The 18565-nt window shown below is 46.0% G+C and carries 17 protein-coding genes and 3 pseudogenes; 7 read left to right on the forward strand and 13 right to left on the reverse strand.

The window, feature by feature from the left end; translation table 11 throughout:
* Window positions 1-205 precede the first annotated feature (205 nt).
* From RIG27_RS28930 to RIG27_RS28950, 5 genes and pseudogenes are all read right to left on the reverse strand, one after another.
* A pseudogene (locus tag RIG27_RS28930) lies at window positions 206-1306 on the reverse strand (HsdM family class I SAM-dependent methyltransferase); the annotation flags it as partial.
* Window positions 1307-1460: 154 nt separating this feature from the next.
* Window positions 1461-3827: a hypothetical protein gene (locus RIG27_RS28935; protein ID WP_446350579.1), complete on the reverse strand. Its 2367-nt coding sequence runs from the start codon at window positions 3825-3827 to the stop codon at window positions 1461-1463.
* A gap of 54 nt (window positions 3828-3881) precedes the next feature.
* Window positions 3882-4613 (reverse strand): annotated as a pseudogene (locus tag RIG27_RS28940) (APC family permease); the annotation flags it as partial.
* Window positions 4614-4672: 59 nt separating this feature from the next.
* Window positions 4673-4852, reverse strand: a complete 180-nt coding sequence (locus RIG27_RS28945; protein ID WP_446350580.1) for a hypothetical protein — start codon at window positions 4850-4852, stop codon at window positions 4673-4675.
* A gap of 193 nt (window positions 4853-5045) precedes the next feature.
* Window positions 5046-5726 (reverse strand): HAD family hydrolase, encoded by a 681-nt coding sequence (locus RIG27_RS28950; RefSeq protein WP_446350581.1) that lies wholly within the window; start codon window positions 5724-5726, stop codon window positions 5046-5048.
* Window positions 5727-5799: 73 nt separating this feature from the next.
* Between RIG27_RS28950 and RIG27_RS28955 the strand changes: the two genes are divergently transcribed.
* Window positions 5800-6246 carry a DUF4351 domain-containing protein gene (locus tag RIG27_RS28955; RefSeq protein WP_446350582.1) on the forward strand — a complete coding sequence of 149 codons (447 nt, stop codon included), beginning with the start codon at window positions 5800-5802 and terminating at the stop codon, window positions 6244-6246.
* A gap of 24 nt (window positions 6247-6270) precedes the next feature.
* Here RIG27_RS28955 and RIG27_RS28960 read toward each other — a convergent pair whose 3' ends face one another.
* A complete protein-coding gene (locus RIG27_RS28960; RefSeq protein ID WP_446350583.1) occupies window positions 6271-7593 on the reverse strand; it encodes a hypothetical protein in 1323 nt (440 codons plus the stop codon).
* On the opposite strand from RIG27_RS28960, the gene RIG27_RS28965 reads away from it, so the two are divergent.
* Window positions 7580-7720, forward strand: a complete 141-nt coding sequence (locus tag RIG27_RS28965; protein ID WP_446350584.1) for a hypothetical protein — start codon at window positions 7580-7582, stop codon at window positions 7718-7720. The two genes, RIG27_RS28960 and RIG27_RS28965, sit on opposite strands and share 14 nt — an antisense overlap.
* Window positions 7721-7818: 98 nt before the next feature.
* On the opposite strand, the gene RIG27_RS28970 is transcribed toward RIG27_RS28965, so the two are convergent.
* A complete protein-coding gene (locus RIG27_RS28970) occupies window positions 7819-9126 on the reverse strand; it encodes an ATP-binding protein (RefSeq protein WP_446350585.1) in 1308 nt (435 codons plus the stop codon).
* Between the two features lie 156 nt (window positions 9127-9282).
* On the opposite strand from RIG27_RS28970, the gene RIG27_RS28975 reads away from it, so the two are divergent.
* Together RIG27_RS28975 and RIG27_RS28980 are read left to right on the forward strand one after the other, a co-directional pair.
* On the forward strand, window positions 9283-9537 hold the full coding sequence (locus tag RIG27_RS28975) for a YlcI/YnfO family protein (protein ID WP_446340334.1): 255 nt from the start codon (window positions 9283-9285) through the stop codon (window positions 9535-9537).
* A complete protein-coding gene (locus RIG27_RS28980) occupies window positions 9530-9952 on the forward strand; it encodes a type II toxin-antitoxin system VapC family toxin (protein ID WP_446350586.1) in 423 nt (140 codons plus the stop codon). The genes RIG27_RS28975 and RIG27_RS28980 overlap by 8 nt, the downstream gene beginning before the upstream one ends.
* A 38-nt stretch (window positions 9953-9990) precedes the next feature.
* Here the strand turns inward: RIG27_RS28980 and RIG27_RS28985 are convergent.
* Window positions 9991-10122 (reverse strand): annotated as a pseudogene (locus tag RIG27_RS28985) (GH116 family glycosyl hydrolase); the annotation flags it as partial.
* A 44-nt stretch (window positions 10123-10166) separates the two neighbouring features.
* On the opposite strand from RIG27_RS28985, the gene hpsE reads away from it, so the two are divergent.
* Entirely contained in the window at window positions 10167-11114 is a 948-nt protein-coding gene (gene hpsE, locus RIG27_RS28990; RefSeq protein ID WP_446350587.1) for a hormogonium polysaccharide biosynthesis glycosyltransferase HpsE, read from the forward strand.
* Window positions 11115-11603: 489 nt separating this feature from the next.
* Here hpsE and RIG27_RS28995 read toward each other — a convergent pair whose 3' ends face one another.
* From RIG27_RS28995 to RIG27_RS29010, 4 genes are all read right to left on the reverse strand, one after another.
* On the reverse strand, window positions 11604-11765 hold the full coding sequence (locus RIG27_RS28995) for a hypothetical protein (RefSeq protein ID WP_446350588.1): 162 nt from the start codon (window positions 11763-11765) through the stop codon (window positions 11604-11606).
* A gap of 299 nt (window positions 11766-12064) precedes the next feature.
* Window positions 12065-12307 carry a zinc ribbon domain-containing protein gene (locus RIG27_RS29000; protein ID WP_446350600.1) on the reverse strand — a complete coding sequence of 81 codons (243 nt, stop codon included), beginning with the start codon at window positions 12305-12307 and terminating at the stop codon, window positions 12065-12067.
* 77 nt (window positions 12308-12384) lie between these two features.
* Entirely contained in the window at window positions 12385-13119 is a 735-nt protein-coding gene (locus RIG27_RS29005) for an RNA-guided endonuclease InsQ/TnpB family protein (protein WP_446350589.1), read from the reverse strand.
* 288 nt (window positions 13120-13407) lie between these two features.
* Window positions 13408-13896, reverse strand: a complete 489-nt coding sequence (locus RIG27_RS29010) for a DNA-binding protein (RefSeq protein ID WP_446350590.1) — start codon at window positions 13894-13896, stop codon at window positions 13408-13410.
* 46 nt (window positions 13897-13942) lie between these two features.
* On the opposite strand from RIG27_RS29010, the gene RIG27_RS29015 reads away from it, so the two are divergent.
* Both RIG27_RS29015 and RIG27_RS29020 read left to right on the forward strand, forming a co-directional pair.
* Entirely contained in the window at window positions 13943-15001 is a 1059-nt protein-coding gene (locus RIG27_RS29015) for a hypothetical protein (protein WP_446350591.1), read from the forward strand.
* A gap of 38 nt (window positions 15002-15039) precedes the next feature.
* Entirely contained in the window at window positions 15040-15972 is a 933-nt protein-coding gene (locus RIG27_RS29020) for a polysaccharide pyruvyl transferase family protein (RefSeq protein ID WP_446340140.1), read from the forward strand.
* A 108-nt stretch (window positions 15973-16080) separates the two neighbouring features.
* Here the strand turns inward: RIG27_RS29020 and RIG27_RS29025 are convergent, their stop codons facing one another.
* Complete coding sequence (locus tag RIG27_RS29025) at window positions 16081-18525, reverse strand: GH116 family glycosyl hydrolase (RefSeq protein WP_446350592.1); 2445 nt, start codon at window positions 18523-18525, stop codon at window positions 16081-16083.
* Window positions 18526-18565 lie beyond the last annotated feature (40 nt).

Consider the following 18565-nt stretch of genomic DNA (forward strand, 5'->3'; position numbering starts at 1 on the left):
GTCGGTTAGTCCTTTGGCTTGGGCTTCCTGACCAATTTGTTGAAATAGGGTTAGGATATCTTCTTTGTACAAATTCTTTTATAACTCATCATCAAGGCTATCATCTACCCCAAAATTATCAACTTCAATCGGATCATCTGCACAGCAACCCTATAAATTCAGTAACCCCGAACCATGAAGCATATTATTTTGCTTTAGAAACCCCAATGGCAATGCGTGACCCATCTCCCCCCGCCTCTGGTGCAGAGTACATCTTAGAAATCATGTGCTGCAGAAACAACAGCGACCCATCATTAATACGGGGTAAACCTGCGCCAAAACGACCTTTAAACCCCAGGGTTTGATATTCAGCCTCGATGAAATCTTTCTCCGGTTTCCACTCCACCCCAAAGGGCGGATTAGCAAACATATAATGAAACTGTTTATCGCTATGACCATCGTGGGGAACAAAGTTATTACTCTTTTGCTTCGCGTCCTTAAGTCCTAATGTGTCCCCATAAACCAGATTGTTAATCGGTTCATCTTTAATCAGCAGGTCAGAACAGCAAATGGCGTAGGATTCGGGGTTATATTCTTGCCCAAATAATGCTAAATTTGCCTCTGGGTTTTGCCGTTTGATATATTCCTCCGCTACCGATAGCATTCCCCCGGTTCCCGCTGTGGGGTCATAGACGGTGCGGTAAATCCCTTTTTGAAGACATCCTCTTCCTCACAGAAGACCAGATTGACCATCAGGCGAATCACTTCACGGGGAGTAAAATGGTCTCCGGCTTCTTCGTTTGCTTGTTCGTTAAATTTCCTCACCAATTCCTCGAACAAATACCCCATTTGCAGGTTGGAGAGGTGCGCCGGAGATAACTCTACATCAGGACTCGCGATCGCCTGCATGACTTCGTAGAGGCGATTGGCTTCATCGAGTTTCTGAATCTGCTTATCAAAGTCAAACTTATCAAAGATATCCCGCGCCAGGGGAGAAAAGCCATTGATATAGGCGCGAAGATTATCGGCTAATCCTTCCGAGTCCCCCAAAAGCTTCTTAAAGGTAAACTCGCTGAGGTTATACAAAGGCTGTTGGCGATTCCCCCCGATCGCAACTTTCGCGATCGCCTTCTCAAACGCCTCCCCCTGCAAGACGTTCGCATACTTTGCCTTGGCTGCTAAAACGGCTTCCTTAGGGCAAAGGTGCGTTACGCTACGCTAACACACCCTACGGTATATCAAGTTAGGGACTTCGCAGCTTATCGGCGATACTCCAGATCAAGCCGACTAACTCTTGATGATTGGCGTTTTGTACGGTTGTCGTCATAGGTTAATAGGGCAAAGGTGCGTTACGCTACGCTAACACACCCTACGGTATATCAAGGTAGGGACTTCGCAGCTTATCGGCGATACTCCAGATCAAGCCGACTAACTCTTGATGATTGGCGTTTTGAACAATGCCAAGGATGATCAATCTGCCTTCACTCAAAACGTTTACGCTGATCTGACCAACGCTTAAGCCTATACTGATTCTCACCCGCCAAAACTAACGCCGCTGTTCCGCCATCCCCCAAATCCGCGATCGCAGTCAGTGATGTATTCCCCTGGCTGGATAATTCACTGTAGAGTAACGCCCCCTTGTCCGAAAATATTAATGTCCGAGGTTTATATTGCTGCGTGTTCGTTTCCGGGCGTTTGATATTTAGGGTTGGGCTGGTACTGGCTGTATCTTCATATAAGGTTAAAACGGCTTCTGATTCATTATTCCCGGTCAAATCCAGAGGCTGAACTGTCCAATGTCCAATCTCTTGCAGCATCATCTCAATCGTGGGTTCGACTTCGGGCGATCGCTTGCCACTTTTGACCAATTCCTGCCACAGTGTTGGTAATATTGCCGCCACCCATTGCGGTTGCAGTTGGTTTAAATCGGATAAGCTAATTGAACCCGGTTCTAGCCAGCGTAGCGCGGTTTGAGAATATGCCATGGGACGACTATTTTCTGTGCTAGGTAAGGCAACTCCTGCTGCTAAAAGCTGGATCACTCCGTTTTGATAGGATACCGCTTGAACCGTCGCCACGATCGTCTCCTGGCGTCCCTGTGCCGACCAAACGGCGATTTGCAGGCGCTGATCAGTGTCTAAGCCCAGATATTGCCAAAGACGCTGCGTTGGGGCAACAGTGGGCAATTGCACGTCGTTAAATGGCGTTTGACGCCAGCGTTGACCATCATTAAACGCCGCCACTTCTATCTGATACCAAACCTGTTGGGGGGCTTTTTGGAGAACTAGGGATGGGGGATTGGGGATTGAGGATGGGGTGGTTAACGATAGGGGAAAGGTTGCTGTACTATTTCCCACTTCCGGTTGTCGCCACTCTTCCGGCTTGACAGTTTCCACCAATTGTGCAGTACCTAAAATTTGACTTAAATGAGGGGTGATGGGTGGGACTTGGGCTAACGCTAAATCCAGGTAATCCAGGTAGGCATAAATCTGGGCATCATTTGGCGTTTGAGGCTGATCGGATTCTGATTCAGGGGAGGGGAATTGCTGCAACCAAGAGATAGCTTCAGCCCGCCCTTCTTGGGCGGCGAGAATTAAAGCCCCCCAGGTTTTTATGGTGCGATCATTAGGACTAATCTTGAGGGCAGCTTCTACCCGTCGCCATAATCTCTCTGTATCGGTTTTGAGTAAATTAGCAATGTCTTCGGCGGAACCATTCAAGGCGGCGGTTTGAAATATCTGTAAGCCATCTGTCCAGCGTCCATCAATAAGATAGGCGAGAACTTGTTGTCCTTGACTTGCCCAAGTTTGCTTGGCTTGGGCTTCGGTAAATTGGGCATGAAGTCGAATCACATCCCGTTGGGCTTGAATAGTTGCCGACTCAGTGTTTTTCTGTTCTTGTTGCAATCGTCGATATGCCCAAGACCATAACCCATTCTGAGCTAACATTAAGGAATTACGATAGGTGGGACTATCATCAGCCCGTGTATTCAAAGAAATTTCAGTTAATTGAATTGGATTGAGGAGAAACTGGCGGGGTTGCACCTGGTATACCTGGAATTTGGGTTCTAACCCTACGGTTTGATTAATCACTAATTCTGGGGTGGATTCCCCGGTGACTTGTTGCCAATAGGGGGGTTTATCTGTGGGACTTTGCCAGTCCAACATAACACTCAGGTGCATTTGTTCGGGGTTGTAATGGAGGATTTGTCCATAAGTTTTCGGGGATTCATCGGTGAGGCGAACTCCCCAGAGGTTAAACCAAAGTCCTGTGGCGGGAGCCTGATTTTCTAAACGGTTAAATCGAGTAAAGGCTAAGGAACGAGATGCACTTCCAGTAATGGCGTCGGTGGAGGAGAGGACAAAGTATTCTGACCGTTCGTTAATGGTAAGCTGAGTGACCAGTTGGTAAGCGAGTTCGGCTTGCTGAAATTCGATGGGTTGATAAAGTCTCAGTTCGACAATTTTTTGGCAATTGGTTTGACAGTTCGGCTTAGATTTTAAGATGGGTAATAGAATAGGGGTTTCTTGATAGGGTTGTCCTGTATTGAGGGATACAAGTTCTCCCGCAATTAACCCAGTTTGGCGCAACTCGTCGCGGATGGTTGCCAGAGTTTGTGGGGGTGAAGCATCAGCGATGGGAATCTTTGTCCATCCGGGTAAGATGCGATTCAGCCAGATCGCCGCATTGGGATCAATCATCAGGCGAATCCCTAGCCATATCCCCCCAGTGACGATCGCACCCGTGGCGATTAATGCTGCGATCGCACCCAATGCAACCAGACAGCCATTAGCTGAGGACTTTTTCTGGACTCGTCGTCGTTGGCGTCTCTTTGTGACTCCGGACAATCGCTTTCCCCTTTCACCTACTGACCTATTATCGCCGATCATCGCTGCACTGAATTAGTGATTTCGTGAACCTAAAGCCAATGGCAATACTATCGTTTTCCCGACTAATCCGGCTACAATTAATCCCAGACCAATCAACCAAATTTGTTGTTCCACCCAAAAGGCTAAGACGAGACACCCTGCTAATCCTACCCCAGAGATCCATTTGGGATACAGTCGTTCTTGGGCAGATAGCCGTAGGGCACAAAGGTTGGTAAGGGCATAATAAACTAAAACGGTAAACGCGCTAAATGACCAAGTTATTTTGACATTACCAATCAGAACCAACGCCGCGATCGCAACTCCAATACAAATCACTGATATATAGGGTGTGGTTCCCCCTGCATTCAGACGCGCTACGATTCTGGGCATATCCCGACGACGCCCCATAGCCAATAGTACGCGAGATAATCCCAGAATCAGGTTTAGCAATACGCCTACCATCGCCGTCATTGCACCCAGGGCGAGTAATGGGGGAACGATGGGAATCCCAAATTGGCGAGAAGCGACTTCCAGAGGGGCGGCGTTTGATTGGGTAGCGGCGCTAAGGGTATCTACTCCAACGGTTCCCACACTCACAGCAGCAATTGCCATATACACGATTAGGGTGATGATCATCGTCAAGATAATTGCGATCGGGATAGTGCGTCGCGGCTGATGCACCTCTTCTCCCAATGTGGCAATCCGACCATAGCCAGTATAAGCGACAAACATTAAAGCACTGCCATGAAGCAAAGACGCGATCGCACTATACTGTAGGGTGGGCAATGCCCACCAGCCAAAATGTCAGTACCTGTGAACAAGCCTCAAACCCTTACAAATGACAAATGACGAATGACGAATGACGAATGACGAATGACAAATGACGAATGACAAATGACGAATGACGAATATGGAATGCAAATCCCTAGCATTCCCGTGGCAAAACCCCAGATAATCGCAGTGGCGGCAAGTTTGAAGCCTGCTCCTTGTGTTTGACGTATCATAAGTTAAGTAGGTTGGTGGAAATAAACTTAACTAGATTAAGTTATGTAAACAAGTCTCAAACCTTTACTGTTCCCCGTTCCCTGTGACACACCGAGCGAAGTCGAGGTGTTCCCTGTTCCCTAATCTCCACCGCTAACTTTAATTGTGTCCACCTACTTAACTAAAGCTATCAGACAATCACTATCTCGTCTATCACAATGCGATAGTGTTCATCTCCCGCCCAAAACAATGCAGTAAATCTTCCAGCTTGGGGTCAGTCAAATCATTAACCACCAACTCCGCCCCCGCCGCAATTAACGCCTGTGGTTCATGCGTCGTCGCCACACCAATCGTTAAAAGTCCCGCACCGACGGCGGAACGAACGCCAGTTAAGGAGTCTTCAAACGCCACGGCTGAAACCGGGGATACACCCAATAATTCTAACCCCACCTGATAAGGCATGGGATCAGGTTTACCCTTTTCCAGTTCCTCCGCTAAAACAACGGTGGTAAAGTGCTTGTCTAAACCGAGAACTTGCAACATGAATTGGGCATTATCTTTCGGTGCATTTGTCACCACCGCCTGCTTCAGTTGCTTTTGATTTGCCCAATCTAACATCTCTAGCAATCCGCCTAACGGTTTCAATTGTTTGGCGGCACGTTTCCGATATTCTGCTTCTTTATAATCCCCTAACTCTTTTCCTGCTTCTAGAGACAGATGGGGTAATAAATCCTTGACAATCGCCGCATTGAGACGACCGCTAAAATGAATTTGGTAGAAGGCGTGATCAAACTCTAAGCCATACTCGCGCAAGATATCTTGCCACGTCTGAAAATGGATAGGGTCAGTATCCGCTAAGGTGCCGTCTAAATCAAATAATAATGCCTGAAGCATAATCGGTGGAATAGTAGCTGTTGCACCCTAGTCTACCGCTTTGTAACGAAATAGGTATTTTTATGAGCGGATTTTGCAAGTCCCAATTTATGTTATTTTTAACCCCAATGATGGGACATTAGAAGTCCATGACTTAGTAGCCAGACATTATGAACTGCGACAACCTGATGCGAATAGACGCTACTGGATTGCCACAATGGGTTTATATTTGGGAGTTTGGTACGGCACTAATGCGGAAATAATCTGCTATTGGTTACGGTGGTGGGACGAATCAGGAACTCTTTTACCTTGGGGAGTTGAGCGAGTGGAACAGAGTTTACAGGAAGGAGTACAACAAGGAATAATGCAGGAAAAGTTAGCTATGATTAACCGTTTATTGATTCGTCGAATTGGCGGGATTACTCCGGATGTGCAATCCCGAATTAATGGTTTATCTGCAACAGCTTTAGATGAATTAAGTGAGGCTTTATTGGATTTTACAGATATGACGGATTTAGTCAATTGGATTGAGCAGTATTAATGCATATCAAATTTGTGAGCATTTTCAAGATGTGAGGTGAATAAAACTTGTTGATATTAGGTCAGATTTAATTTGACGATAATTAAGTCCAATCAAGTCTTTAAAATAAATAGATGTTGGTTCTTTTAATGCTGAACTATAGTCTTGATGGAGTTGAGGAGTAACTGAGGTACTATCGCTGAAAAATAGAGGATATCCGAGGACGGAAATAGACTTTTGATTAAGGGATTGAATTAAATCCTGTGACATTATCCCTTTTTGATTATAAATTTGATTTAAAGCGGCATTATCTTCTGCCAAAATTGCTTGAAATGCCATTCGTTCATCCTCACTAAGCTGTTGAGTAAATTCCAGCAATTTCTGCCATCTTTGTGGTAAAATCGTGGATAAACTCGGTTCAATTATAGGAAAGATTGTTTCAGTTGCTGTTAACTTCTGTACTCGTAGGGTTTGCATTTGCTGTTGCAGAGCGGCATAATCGGATTCTAACTGCTGTTTAAGCTGATCTAATCGCGCCAAATCTTGATTCAGTTGCTTTTGTTGTTGCTGTTTTTCGGTAACTTGTTGCTGCATTTGTTCCAATTCGGATTTGAGCGGAGTGAGATATTCCTGCACTCGCTGTTGCTGTATTCGTAAAGATAAAAAAGCTTGATTCAGTTGCTCTAAACGTTGCTTTAAGGCTTGAATTTGGGTATGTAAGTCGTAAGCTTCGCCGCCTAAGTCTTGCTTACGGCGTTCGAGTGCAGCTAAGTCTTGACTAAGATGTTCGTGTTGATGCAGTTTATCAGCAATTTCGGTTTGAAGCTGTTCGAGTTCAGCCTGTAAGTGATTTAAGCGAGTTTCCGCTGGCTGGATTTGGGCAGTTTTTGCCCAAAGGGATTGATTCAGTTCGCTTTGGTGTTTCTCTATCTGCTGAATTTGCGATCGCAGGGTACTCACTTCCTCTAGGTGTTCCTGCTTGTGCTGTTGAACTTCACTGATTTCTTGATACAGGTTATTTCGTTGGTTATGCAGTTCAGACACCCGACTCAGAAGTTGACCTCGTTCAGTTTGTAATGCATGAATGCTGGCTTCGAGTTGATGTTGTGTTTCCCTTGCCTGCATGAGTGATTCATACAGCAGGCTTTCTTCTTCTTCAAATTCTTGGATTTGATTGAGTAAAGCATTTTTGCGCTGTTTTTCTGCTTGGAGGCGTCGCTTATCCGCTACGGTAACGCCAGCATAACTTGCCACAACGGTAACGACTCCATTAACTAAGGCTTTGTTAGGGTTAATGAATAATCCCACAGCCACGCTGACGGTAAAAGCAACTGTACCAAGAAGCATTTGATTAATGAGTTGGTTCATTGGTCATTCGTCATTCGTCATTGGTCATTTGTTATTGGTCATTGGTCATTTGTCATTGGTCATTGGTCATTTGTCATTGGTCATTTGTCATTGGTCATTGGTCATTTGTCTTATGTCTCAAATCTAAACGAAAAGAGGGTGGGTTTTGTTGATAAGTTATTGGTATACCCATCAATTAAATGGCTCGCGCCCGCCCCGACAATACGATATAACTTTTGCATCCTGCTACCTTTCTACCCTATCCAAAGGATGAATCCCTAAATCAGCGCTGAGAAAATCAACAAATTGGCGGGCGCTGCGTCCTGAACGTCCATTGTGGCGGGTCGCCCATTGAATTGCACGGGATTTTAGGTCATTTTGGGGTAAGTTTATACCTGCTTGCTGGGCTAAATGATAGACGATGTTGAGATAAGCGTCTTGGTTTGTCGGTTCAAAGGTCAGGGTTAAGCCGAAGCGATCGCTAAAGGATAATTTTTCCTGTAAGGTATCCCAGGCATGGATTTCATCATTATCGCTGGGACGAGGGCGATCGGTAAAAAATTCCCGTACTAAGTGGCGTCGATTGGAGGTGGCATAAACGACTACATTTTGGGAACGGGCGGTGACACTCCCTTCTAAGACGACTTTTAAGGCTTTAAACGCATCGTCATCCTCTTCAAAGGAGAGGTCATCGACAAAGATGATAAACTTCTGCGGTACGTCTCGCAATTGCTCCACAATCATCGGTAAGTCTTTTAAGTCAGACTTGGCAACTTCAATCAGCCGTAGTCCCTGATTCTTATAGTTTTGTAATAACCCCTTGACTAATGATGACTTGCCTGTACCACGACTGCCATAAAGCAAGACATGTAACGCCGGATAACCCGCGAGTAAAAATTCTGTATTTTTAACTAACGTGGCTTGTTGAGACTCATAACCCACCAATTGGGTTAACTGAATCGGATCAGGGTGGGCGATACCAACCAATTGACCCGACTGCCAACGCAGGGCATGATATTGGGCAAATAACCCTGTACCATGTTGTTGATAGTGGGTGGCTAATTCTGCTAGAGATTCTGTCCAATCACTCTGTTGGTGTAGAAATGTAGGCTGCACCGTTTTCAGATTCCAAGAAACAGGCTGTGCTTCTAACTGAGAGGCTTTTTGCACCCACCGACTTAACTGTTCGGCGCTACATTCAGAAAGATGTTGTAAGGCGTGTAAATCCTGTTGAGCCGCCGTGACTAGGGCTTCGGGTAAATCGTCCAGGGCTACCCGTTGTACTTGCACAGAAAAGGGATTATCGTCTTGGAGAATTTGCCGAATCAGATAATCTTGCCAATTTTCTCTGTGGGCGGCTAACGTTTTGAACCAGTTACCATAAGCCACCAAGCAAGCGGTTTGTTCGGCTTCACCCTTGCTTAAGGTTTGCAAAATATGGATAAAAGCTCGTCCCACGTCGTTACGGAGAACTGATTGATACAGTAGCAGCGACGCGGCTTGGCGTTTGAGGAATTGGCTGGAGGCGTTGGCAGGTGTTTTTGTTAATGGCATGAAGCTTATTGTAGCGGATTATAGAATGCACGAAATTTCGTTTCTTTCCTCAACCCAGCCTACAAAGGCATTAGTTGTGGGTTTATGACTGTTGCAGACTGTTCAGAAAATAGTTACATTAGTTGATATCATTTTATGATTACTTATGTTGCAACTATGGAGCGAGAAGCTGTAACTATCCGTATTCCCGCAGATTTGCTTGAGCAAGCAAGGCAATTTCGAGAGGGCAGTGAGTCTTTTAACGAGATGGTTGTTGAAGCAATCAACCGCGAGGTGCGACGGCGGCGATCACTGGCAGCCCATCAACGCATTGTGGCTCGTAGTGCTCAAGTAGAAGCCAAAACAGGAATTCAATCCAGTTCTGTGGACTTGATTCGTCAGCTGCGATCGGGTGAGGGACGGCGTGACTAAGTGTATCGACACTAGCGTTTGGATTCCTTATTTGATACCTGAGACATTGCAACCCCAAGCCAGAAACTTGATCCTTCCTTTGCTGACATCGAATGAGCGTTTGGTTGCTCCAGCATTTGCATGGACTGAAGTTGGCTCAGTATTGCGAAAAAAAGTAAGGTTGGGAGCAATTACCACTTCCCAGGCTACAGGGTTTTATGATGATTTCTGCCAGATGCCTGTTGAGTACCTCGATAGCAATGCTATCCGTGCCAAAACATGGGCGATTGCCCAACAGTTCTCTTTGGCAACTCTCTATGATGCTGCTTTTCTAGCCGTTGCCGAGCTAGAATCTGCCGAATTCTGGACAGCCGACCAATCTTTGCTCAATACGCTTACACCATGTCCAGGATATGTCCAAAAACTGGAAGCATAAATAAGTGAGGGCAAAGAACTCTTACACAACACTCAACACTATTGATTTAATGTCAAATAAACAGCCCAAATTGCCATCGCCCGCAGATAATGACCTGCCCGAAATGTGCCAATAGGTGTAATCGCTTCTGGGGTGCGGAATTGTCACCCATTTTTATAGACTTGTCTCATCCCAAGACTTCCTGAAGCAAACCGATTCACCGATTTGGAGAATTATGATGATTGAACTGACTGTTGCTATTTGTACCTACAATGGTGCGGCTCGATTGCCACAGGTTTTAGACGGCTTGGTTGTTCAGATTGACACCGAGCCCTTTGTTTGGGAAATTATTGTCATTGACAATAATAGTCGCGATCGCACAGCCGATGTTGTTCATCAGTATCAAGCCCAGTCTAATCATCCCATCCACTACTATTTTGAGGCGAAACAGGGGTTAGCGTTTGCGCGACGCCTTGGGATTAAAAAGGCTCAGGGTGATTGGGTGGCGTTTCTGGATGATGATAATCTTCCCTCTCCGAATTGGGTGAGTTCTGTGTATTCTTTTGCTCAGTCACATCCCCAAGCTGGGGCGTATGGGGGTCAAATTCAGGGAGTGTATGAGACGAATCCCCCGGAAAATTTTCACCGAATTGCCAGTTGTTTGGGAATTATCGATCGCGGTTCCACCCCGTTCCGGTATGATATCGATAGCCGAGGGTTATTACCTGCGGGTGCGGGGTTAGTTGTGCGTCAGTCAGTTTGGTTGGAACATATTCCTGACCAGCCTATGTTAAAAGGGGTTTGTGGTCAATCCGTATCCTCAAAAGGAGAAGATTTAGAGACGTTATCGTATATTAGAAATGCCGGCTGGGAAATCTGGCATAATCCGGATATGGTGATTGAGCATCATATTCCGCGATCGCGTTTAGAAAAAGATTATTTATTACAGGTGTTTCGGGGTATAGGCTTGAGTCGCTATCCGATTCGTCGGTTACAGTTTCCAGATTTGTCACTAGGGTTGATGGTTCTGGTTTATCTGGTGAGTGATTGCCGCAAACTGATAATCCACTGGATTAAGTATGGCACGGTTCTCAACACTGATATTGTGGCGGCTTGTGAAGGACAGTTGTTTTGGTATAGCTTAATTAGTCCGTTTTACCATTGGCAACAAAAGAAGCCTTAAATAGGGGCTGCTGTTGGGAGTGGTGAGGTGAGGGGAGATAGGGGTGATGGGGGTGACAAAGACCTGTAGGGGCGACCCGCTGGAATAAATTAACAACACCACTCATTAATTGGGTCGGGTCGCCCTCTGCTCAACGCCCTGTACCAGCAAAATTGTAGGGTGCGTTAGCGAAGCGTAACGCACCATTACTCATATCAGACACTCCAGACGTTCCAGAAATTTTTCTCATGGGTGAGAAAGCTGGACATGATATCCCAGGTTTCGCAGCTACACAAGCGCAGACGCAAAGACACATCAATGAAGGGCGCACGTCGGTCATTGGTGTCAACTTAAGCTACATTACCCACGATAGGATACTGGGTGTGGGGTATGGGGTGTGGGGTGTGGGGGGGAGCGAGCAATTTTGGGGAGCTATGTATTAAATTTTCCTGTTTGGAAAAAACATTGTGGATGAATAGGTGAGGTGAATGGTGGTAGGTGTTAGGTTTTTTAGCCGACACCCGACACCCGACACCCGACACCCGACACCCGACACCCGACACCCGACACCCGACACCCGACACCCGACACCCGACACCCGACACCCGACACCCGACACCCGACACCCGACACCCGACACCCGACACCCGACATGTACTCAATGAAAGCCACAAACGTTGTCCGTTCTTTATATTAGGAGTAATCGGCAACGGAAAATTAGTCAACAGGACATCTTTACTGAATCTTCATACAGAAAGCCGAATTTTCTCTGTTTATATTAATAAATTTTGTTTTTTGTAGATTTTAGTAAAATATTGGCGACATTATTTTAATTAAATGGTAAAAGAGGAAAAAATACAACATTTGCTCTGCCGCACATCTAAGCTGTTCGGCATTTAAACCATAACGTCAATAATTGTTCCCCTTCTGGTTGCGAGCCAGCAAGCTAGCTACTAATATGTGACATCCTCCTACACCGAATCAAAGATTACGGTGTAGGCTTCCTTTGTCGCAGCCTTACGACTGCGCTTGGGGCATTTTATAGTGGGGAATATGTCCAGCCCCACTCTCTTGATGTTAATCGCAGCGTTCCAATCTCTGTCTAGAATTAATCCGCATAGACACTCGTGTATTCGGACTGACAAATCTTTTTTAACTAGACGATTACAACAAGAGCATATTTTGCTTGTATTTTGGGGTTTAACTTTCACCACCGTCTTACCAGCTTTTGCAGCTTTGTAAGCAAGAATTGACAAAAATTGACTCCAACCAGCATCATTGATTGATTTGTTTAAACCTGACTCGTCCAAAACTTCTCTAAACCTACATCAATTCCAATAGAATTATCCTCAGTCGCCTCTATCTCTGGCGACGTTAAACTTGGAACCGATTTATCTTCAAGTGTTAGTGTTATGTACCAACCATCTGCTTTCCGAGAAATTAGCGCTGCTTTAATAGTGAACCCTGAAGGGATTGAACGGTGATAAATGACCTTAACCTGACCAATCTTAGGTAGATTGATGTCAGCTATGTCTCGTCTGGCTTCTCCGTTCTTGCGCTTATGAGGATTGGTAATAACTGTAAGGCAATCCGCCTTAATTTGAGGGAAAGAGAATGTTCTGTACCGCTTAACAGACTTGAATCTAGGTTTACCACTCCGTCGCCGTTTGAAATCACCTTTTAGGAAGCGATTGAACGTATCCTCTACTCTCTTGATTGCCTCCTGAATAACTTGAGAGTGAACGCCATCATATAGGTGATGATGAGACTCTCTTGACCAATGAGTCGCCCGTTTTTGGCTATAGTATGATGGCTGCTCTTTTAGCTCTGGCAGATGGGTGACAAGGATTGAGCAAGCATTGACAGGGGAACGATTACAGTCCCACCAGTTAAACCGTTCCTCTAGCATCAAATTGTGTATTCGGCATAATTTATACAGCCATTCATTTAATTGAACTGACTGTTGCTTGTTGGGAACAATTCGATACTGGTAATTCAGTTTAAATGTGTCTTTGCTTCGCTTCAAAATTATCACCTCCCTACACTATAATAGCAGGGTTGGTTAAATTGTTGATTGAGGGGGATAAATCCCTCCACTGGCAATTCATCTCAACGCCAAATCGAAGATTATGGCGTGAGGCTTCTTGCCGAGTCAGCTAACACACCCAAAGGGCGATCGCGAATTAATGCTGATATCCTCGACCAGGGAATACTGACAAAGGTGCAAGCTTGCATCACCCAGGGGACGCGATCGCGAATTAATCAAGACAACGTTTCCTGTCTATCTGCTATCTTTAACGCCACTGGGTACAAGTCAGCCAGAGCCGTCCTCCCGCCAAGAAATCACCCTGACGTCATAAAGCGTTTCGATCCAAACCTTTGCACCACATCGGGGACTATCGGGACGATAAACAACACGGCATCCTCCCGGTATTTCCACTTCATGACCATAAATATTCTGATTGCCCTTTTGGGGTGCCTTCTCCTTTGCTCCAACCAGGGTTCCAGAGTCGCACCACTTCTTCACCGTAATCACCGGCTGGTGTGAGTTATGTTTTTGATTCTGTCGAATTCTGTGTGAATTAACGTGAATGATTGTTTTCGCGGGCTTTCTGGGATTGCGCCAACGCGGAGCAGGACCTCTTTTCCCTCGCTGAATCAGCGGTTTGCCATTAAATAGAGGCATTAACCACATCCTCCCGGTCTTGTAAGCGCCTTGCACTCTGCCCTGGAGCAGCAGGACTCGCAGTCGAGCTGTAGAGATATTTAAAATTTGAGCCGCTTCTGTTGTACCGACAATCATGTTAACTATAAGGATACCGTAATAGTTTTGAGTAAGTCACGCTTCTATGGCTGGGCAATTCCCCCCAATCTACTTTTATATCCCCCAACCCTATTGGCAGGATAATTTTCCCGATCGCGCGGATGAAAATTGGCAGGGGTTTGGTTTGGGTATTTACGCTTGGACTCTACAAACTTACCTACGTCTCAAAGCTGATGGGTTTCCCTGTGAATTAGTTCAGGAATTCCCCGATGCAGGAATTGTTCTCATCCATCGCAATGCCTTAAGATCCCATAATGATACCCTGAAACCGGGACGAAATGTCCTACTGATCTGCCTCAAAGCCGAACTGAGACCATACCCTTATGCTCAACTTCATCTTGTCCAAAATCCCCTAGAGACTCAAATAACGACAAACAGCTATTATATCCCCCATTGGACTCAACCGGGCTTAATTCCACGAGATCCAGGACGAGGCGATCGCGTGGAAACTATTGCCTTCTTCGGACATGAGATGAACCTCGCACCCGAATTACTCCACCCCTCTTGGCAAAAACACCTCGATACCCTGGGTTTACAGTGGCAACCCATAATTAACCGTAATCACTGGAGTGACTATCGTCATATCGATCCGCGCTGCCATGATTACAGTCAAGTCGATGTCATTGTCGCCGTGCGTCGGTTTGATCACCATCCTGAAATCCCACGTCACCCCTACCTGCACAAACCCGCAACTAAACTTTATAACGCTTGGCTAGCCGGAGTTCCAGCAGTTTTGGGAGTTGAATCCGCCTATCAAGCCGAACGAATCTCACCTCAAGACTATCTAGAAGTCACCTCTTTTGAGGAAACCCTTTCGGCATTGAAACGATTAAAAGGCGATCGCAGGTTGTATCAGGCGATGGTGAATCAGGGAAAACGTCGCGCTGCCACGATACACCCTTCAGCAACTACGGCAAAGTGGCGTAAGTTTCTTACGGATATAGCCATTCCCGCTTACTATCACTGGTGCAATCAGTCTCGGTTCTCTCAACACCTCAGTTTCCAACGCAACGCCCTAATTTTTAACCTAGAACGAGTCAAGCAGAAGATACTGAATAAAGTACAAATGACCAATGACCAATGACTAATGACCAATGACCAATGACTAATGACCAATAACAAATGACCAAACTCTTTTATTACCACCGTCGAGATAACTTAAACAACTTTGGTGATGCCCTCAATCCCTGGTTATGGCATCAATTGCTGCCGGATTTCTTCGATCAGGATGAAACAACCATTTTTGTGGGAATTGGCACATTATTCAATAGTCTACTCCCCCATCGCCTCCCCAAAGCGGAGCGAGTGATTATTTTTAGTACAGGTGTTGGGTATGAAAAACCTCTCTCTGTAATTCCAGCATCATGGAAAATTTACTCTGTTCGCGGACCCTTATCGGCTCAATCCCTAGGTTTACCCGCTAATTTAGCGGTAGCCGATGGTGCTATTTTAATCAAACGCCTCTTTAAAGGTACGGGAAATAAAACCCATCGCTTTGGGTTTATCCCCCATATCCATCATGCAACTTATGCAGATACAACGTGGCAATCAATCTGCTCAGATATTGGATTTAAGTATATCGATCCCCGTGACTCAGTGGAGCAAGTCTTGTCAGAGATTGACCACACCCAGGTGCTATTAGCCGAAGCCATGCATGGTGCGATCGCGGCGGATGCGCTACGAGTTCCCTGGATTCCAGTACATACTAGCGCCAGAATTCTTGCCTTCAAATGGCAGGATTGGTGTGCATCCATGAATGTGGACTATCACCCCTGGTATATTTCCCCTCTGATTCACGCCTATCCACCTGTCGCACGGGGTATTCGTTCCTCCATGAGGGCGACTCGTCATTGGTTCAATTGGCTCAAACAAAATCCCTGGAATGGCTTAAGCTATATCGGGGGAGATCAAGAATCAGTTACAATGCAGCTTATCCGTATCGCTCAAACTGCCCAGCCAAGGTTAAGCGATGAGCAGCAACTTGAACAACGTATTACGGAATTAGAAGAAAAATTACATCAATTAAGCAATGAGTGTGGCAAGCCCCTTGGTTAAGCTGTTTGGCATTTAAACCGTAATATCAAGAATGGGGAAATTTTTGTAGTGTGAGCATCTTGCTCACTACCTATACCCAATTTAAATGCATGACAGCTTACCAAGCCCCTAGGATTGACTCAACGTCAAATAAACTGCCCAAATTGCCATCGCCCGCAGATAATGACCCGCCCGAAATGTGCCAACAGGTGTAATCGCTTCTGGGGTGCGAAATTGTAACCCATTTTCATACACCTGTCGCACCACTGATTCTGTCACCTTTAAGGCTTCATCCTTCATCCCTAATTGAATTAAAAATGCGGCTAGTCCAAAATTAATCCCTGTCCACACCTCTAAGGGATGAGTCGCATCGGGATATTCGGGAGAACCATCAGGTTTTACCCCATTGGCTGCACCAAATTCGGCATTATGGAACTTTAAAAAACAAGACTCATAAACCGTTTTTAAGGCTGACTGGGTGCATTCTGGGGGAACAATATCCGGTAACCCTAATAATTGGGCATAGAACTGACCACAAAGTTGATCTGCCATCACCACATCGGAATCACTTTCGCTATCTAGGCGATAATATTGACCATTCCAGAGTTTTTCTTGATAAATTGGTCTTGCCTGTTGCAGCCATTTATGGTAATTGTTCAGGGTGTGTTGAATCGACTCCGGATCAGGCAGATTAATAGCAGAAACGAGGGTATAATTGTCCAGGAGAATCTGTGCGATCGCGCTTGCGGCTTCTAAGGCGGCTAACCATAGTCCACCACAGTAAGCACTAACTCCCTGCAACTGCCAATCATCAAACGTCTGATCCGGTGCGCCGGAGTTTTCTGGAATCCCATCCCCATCGAGATCAAAGGTTTTCAGATACGCCAGCGCCTTGACAATGGCTGACCAACATTCGGCTAAAAATTCAATATCCTTTGACCCCGTAAACACAAAGGTTCGATACACCTGCAAGACAAAATCACAGGGTAAATCCTTCCACTGATTGCAATCTTGATAACTGGTATAATTTGTCTTCTCCCACGGATGTTCATTCGCTGCACCTAAATCGTGAGGTGTGGCATTAGCGGCTTTGCGAATGGCTGTGGCTTGGTTATAGCCAATAATTCGAGGCGTATCATCACGGGTAGGAATTGCCCGGGCAAAGGCTTCCAGTACCGCTTTATCCAATCTTGACCACAACATCGCCAGGGCAAATGACCCATACAGCCGCACATCTAAACTTTCGTACCAACGATAATCAAAGGATTCCAAAACCCCAAATTGTCCCACCGGATTGCGTTCATTTGCCGCACTCCAAATTGTCCCCCCAGCCGATAACAAATACAATTCATTAAACAGCGCCATTTTGAACCAATTGGGTAAATCCTGACGCTGTAAAATGGGATTTTGCCAGGATAAAATTCTCTCTTGCCAAAGGTCAGAATGTTTGAGGGCGGTGCGAACCATTGACCAGGCATTATTCCCGGTGCGTCCAAAGAAATCCGTATAACGGCGGTAATATTTAACCCCAGAAGCAAACTCAGTTACCGGAAAATCCCAAGCCAGGATAAACGGGATTTTGCGGGTTCTCCCTGGGCGCAGTCTTACCCGTACCGCGATCGCACCCGCAATTTGTTCTCCGGGTTCAGCAGGGGTTTCATCTTGCACATCACTCAGACTCCCGTCACTGGCAAACGTATTCCACACCTGTGATCCATCGCCTGTGGGGTTCCAGCGACAGTGATAGAATACCTCCTGACTGGGATTCGTCACCGTAGCAAAACAGAGTTGTCCTTCGCCTTCGTCAATCTCATCCCGCAACCTCACCCGATCTAACAGACAACCCACGCGAAAATTATCCACAATCCATTGATTATAATTCCCGGTACTATTTCCCCAACGGGGTTGATACTCGTAAACTGGACTCCCATCATCCCGTACTTGAACTTGAGGATGCTTGATTGCATTAGTAAACCAGCCCACCATATTCTGCCAGGTGAGCATAATACTTAAGGTAATCGGCTGATCTGTGGGATTATGGGCACTCCATTCAAACACCGCCACCGGATAACTGCTTTCCTGATAACAGTCTGCCCAAATTGGGGAAAACTGTTGGCAGGTTAATTCCGTTTGAAAGACATTCTCGTAGACAAACCAACTGCGGGGATAAAGGGCGTGATAGGTTCCCGTTGGTAGAGACGCGCCATTTTTGGTCTCTACATTAGGCGACGTGGGATACCATTGCCATTTACCCAAACTGCCATCCTCTGGGGGTTCAGTGCAAAGGGCATAAGCTTGGGCATCTTGGTTTTCTGGCTGTTCAAACACACTAAACTGACAAGCTGGCAAAGATTTAAAGGTATGTTCTCCCCCATCCAGATGCCATAGATTAAAATCTCCCCGTGGCGATCGCCCCAAACAACCTGCGCCAAATCCACCCAGGGGCATACCATGCCAGGGTCCATCATCCAGATTACTGGCATAGCGTACAGTGTAGGGATTCTCCCAGCCCTGTCCAATCGGACGTTGCCAGGTACTCTCAGGAATCGTTGGGCGCGGTGGTTGGTAGATCATGCTTTCGATCTTACGGCGTAGTGGGTCACTTGCACTATTC

The organism is Coleofasciculus sp. F4-SAH-05, from assembly GCF_040222985.1.
Taxonomy (GTDB): domain Bacteria; phylum Cyanobacteriota; class Cyanobacteriia; order Cyanobacteriales; family Coleofasciculaceae; genus Coleofasciculus; species Coleofasciculus chthonoplastes.

Excerpts from the sequence above, each read along its gene's own strand:
- RIG27_RS28975 (WP_446340334.1), top strand. The coding sequence starts at position 9,283 with ATGGAGCGAGAAGCTGTAACTATCCGTATTCCCGCAGATTTGCTTGAG.
- RIG27_RS28960 (WP_446350583.1), bottom strand. The coding sequence starts at position 7,593 with ATGAACCAACTCATTAATCAAATGCTTCTTGGTACAGTTGCTTTTACC.
- RIG27_RS28945 (WP_446350580.1), bottom strand. The coding sequence starts at position 4,852 with ATGATACGTCAAACACAAGGAGCAGGCTTCAAACTTGCCGCCACTGCG.
- hpsE (WP_446350587.1), top strand. The coding sequence starts at position 10,167 with ATGATGATTGAACTGACTGTTGCTATTTGTACCTACAATGGTGCGGCT.
- RIG27_RS29010 (WP_446350590.1), bottom strand. The coding sequence starts at position 13,896 with ATGATTGTCGGTACAACAGAAGCGGCTCAAATTTTAAATATCTCTACA.
- RIG27_RS29025 (WP_446350592.1), bottom strand. The coding sequence starts at position 18,525 with ATGATCTACCAACCACCGCGCCCAACGATTCCTGAGAGTACCTGGCAA.
- RIG27_RS29015 (WP_446350591.1), top strand. The coding sequence starts at position 13,943 with ATGGCTGGGCAATTCCCCCCAATCTACTTTTATATCCCCCAACCCTAT.
- RIG27_RS28950 (WP_446350581.1), bottom strand. The coding sequence starts at position 5,726 with ATGCTTCAGGCATTATTATTTGATTTAGACGGCACCTTAGCGGATACT.
- RIG27_RS28970 (WP_446350585.1), bottom strand. The coding sequence starts at position 9,126 with ATGCCATTAACAAAAACACCTGCCAACGCCTCCAGCCAATTCCTCAAA.
- RIG27_RS29020 (WP_446340140.1), top strand. The coding sequence starts at position 15,040 with ATGACCAAACTCTTTTATTACCACCGTCGAGATAACTTAAACAACTTT.
- RIG27_RS28965 (WP_446350584.1), top strand. The coding sequence starts at position 7,580 with ATGAGTTGGTTCATTGGTCATTCGTCATTCGTCATTGGTCATTTGTTA.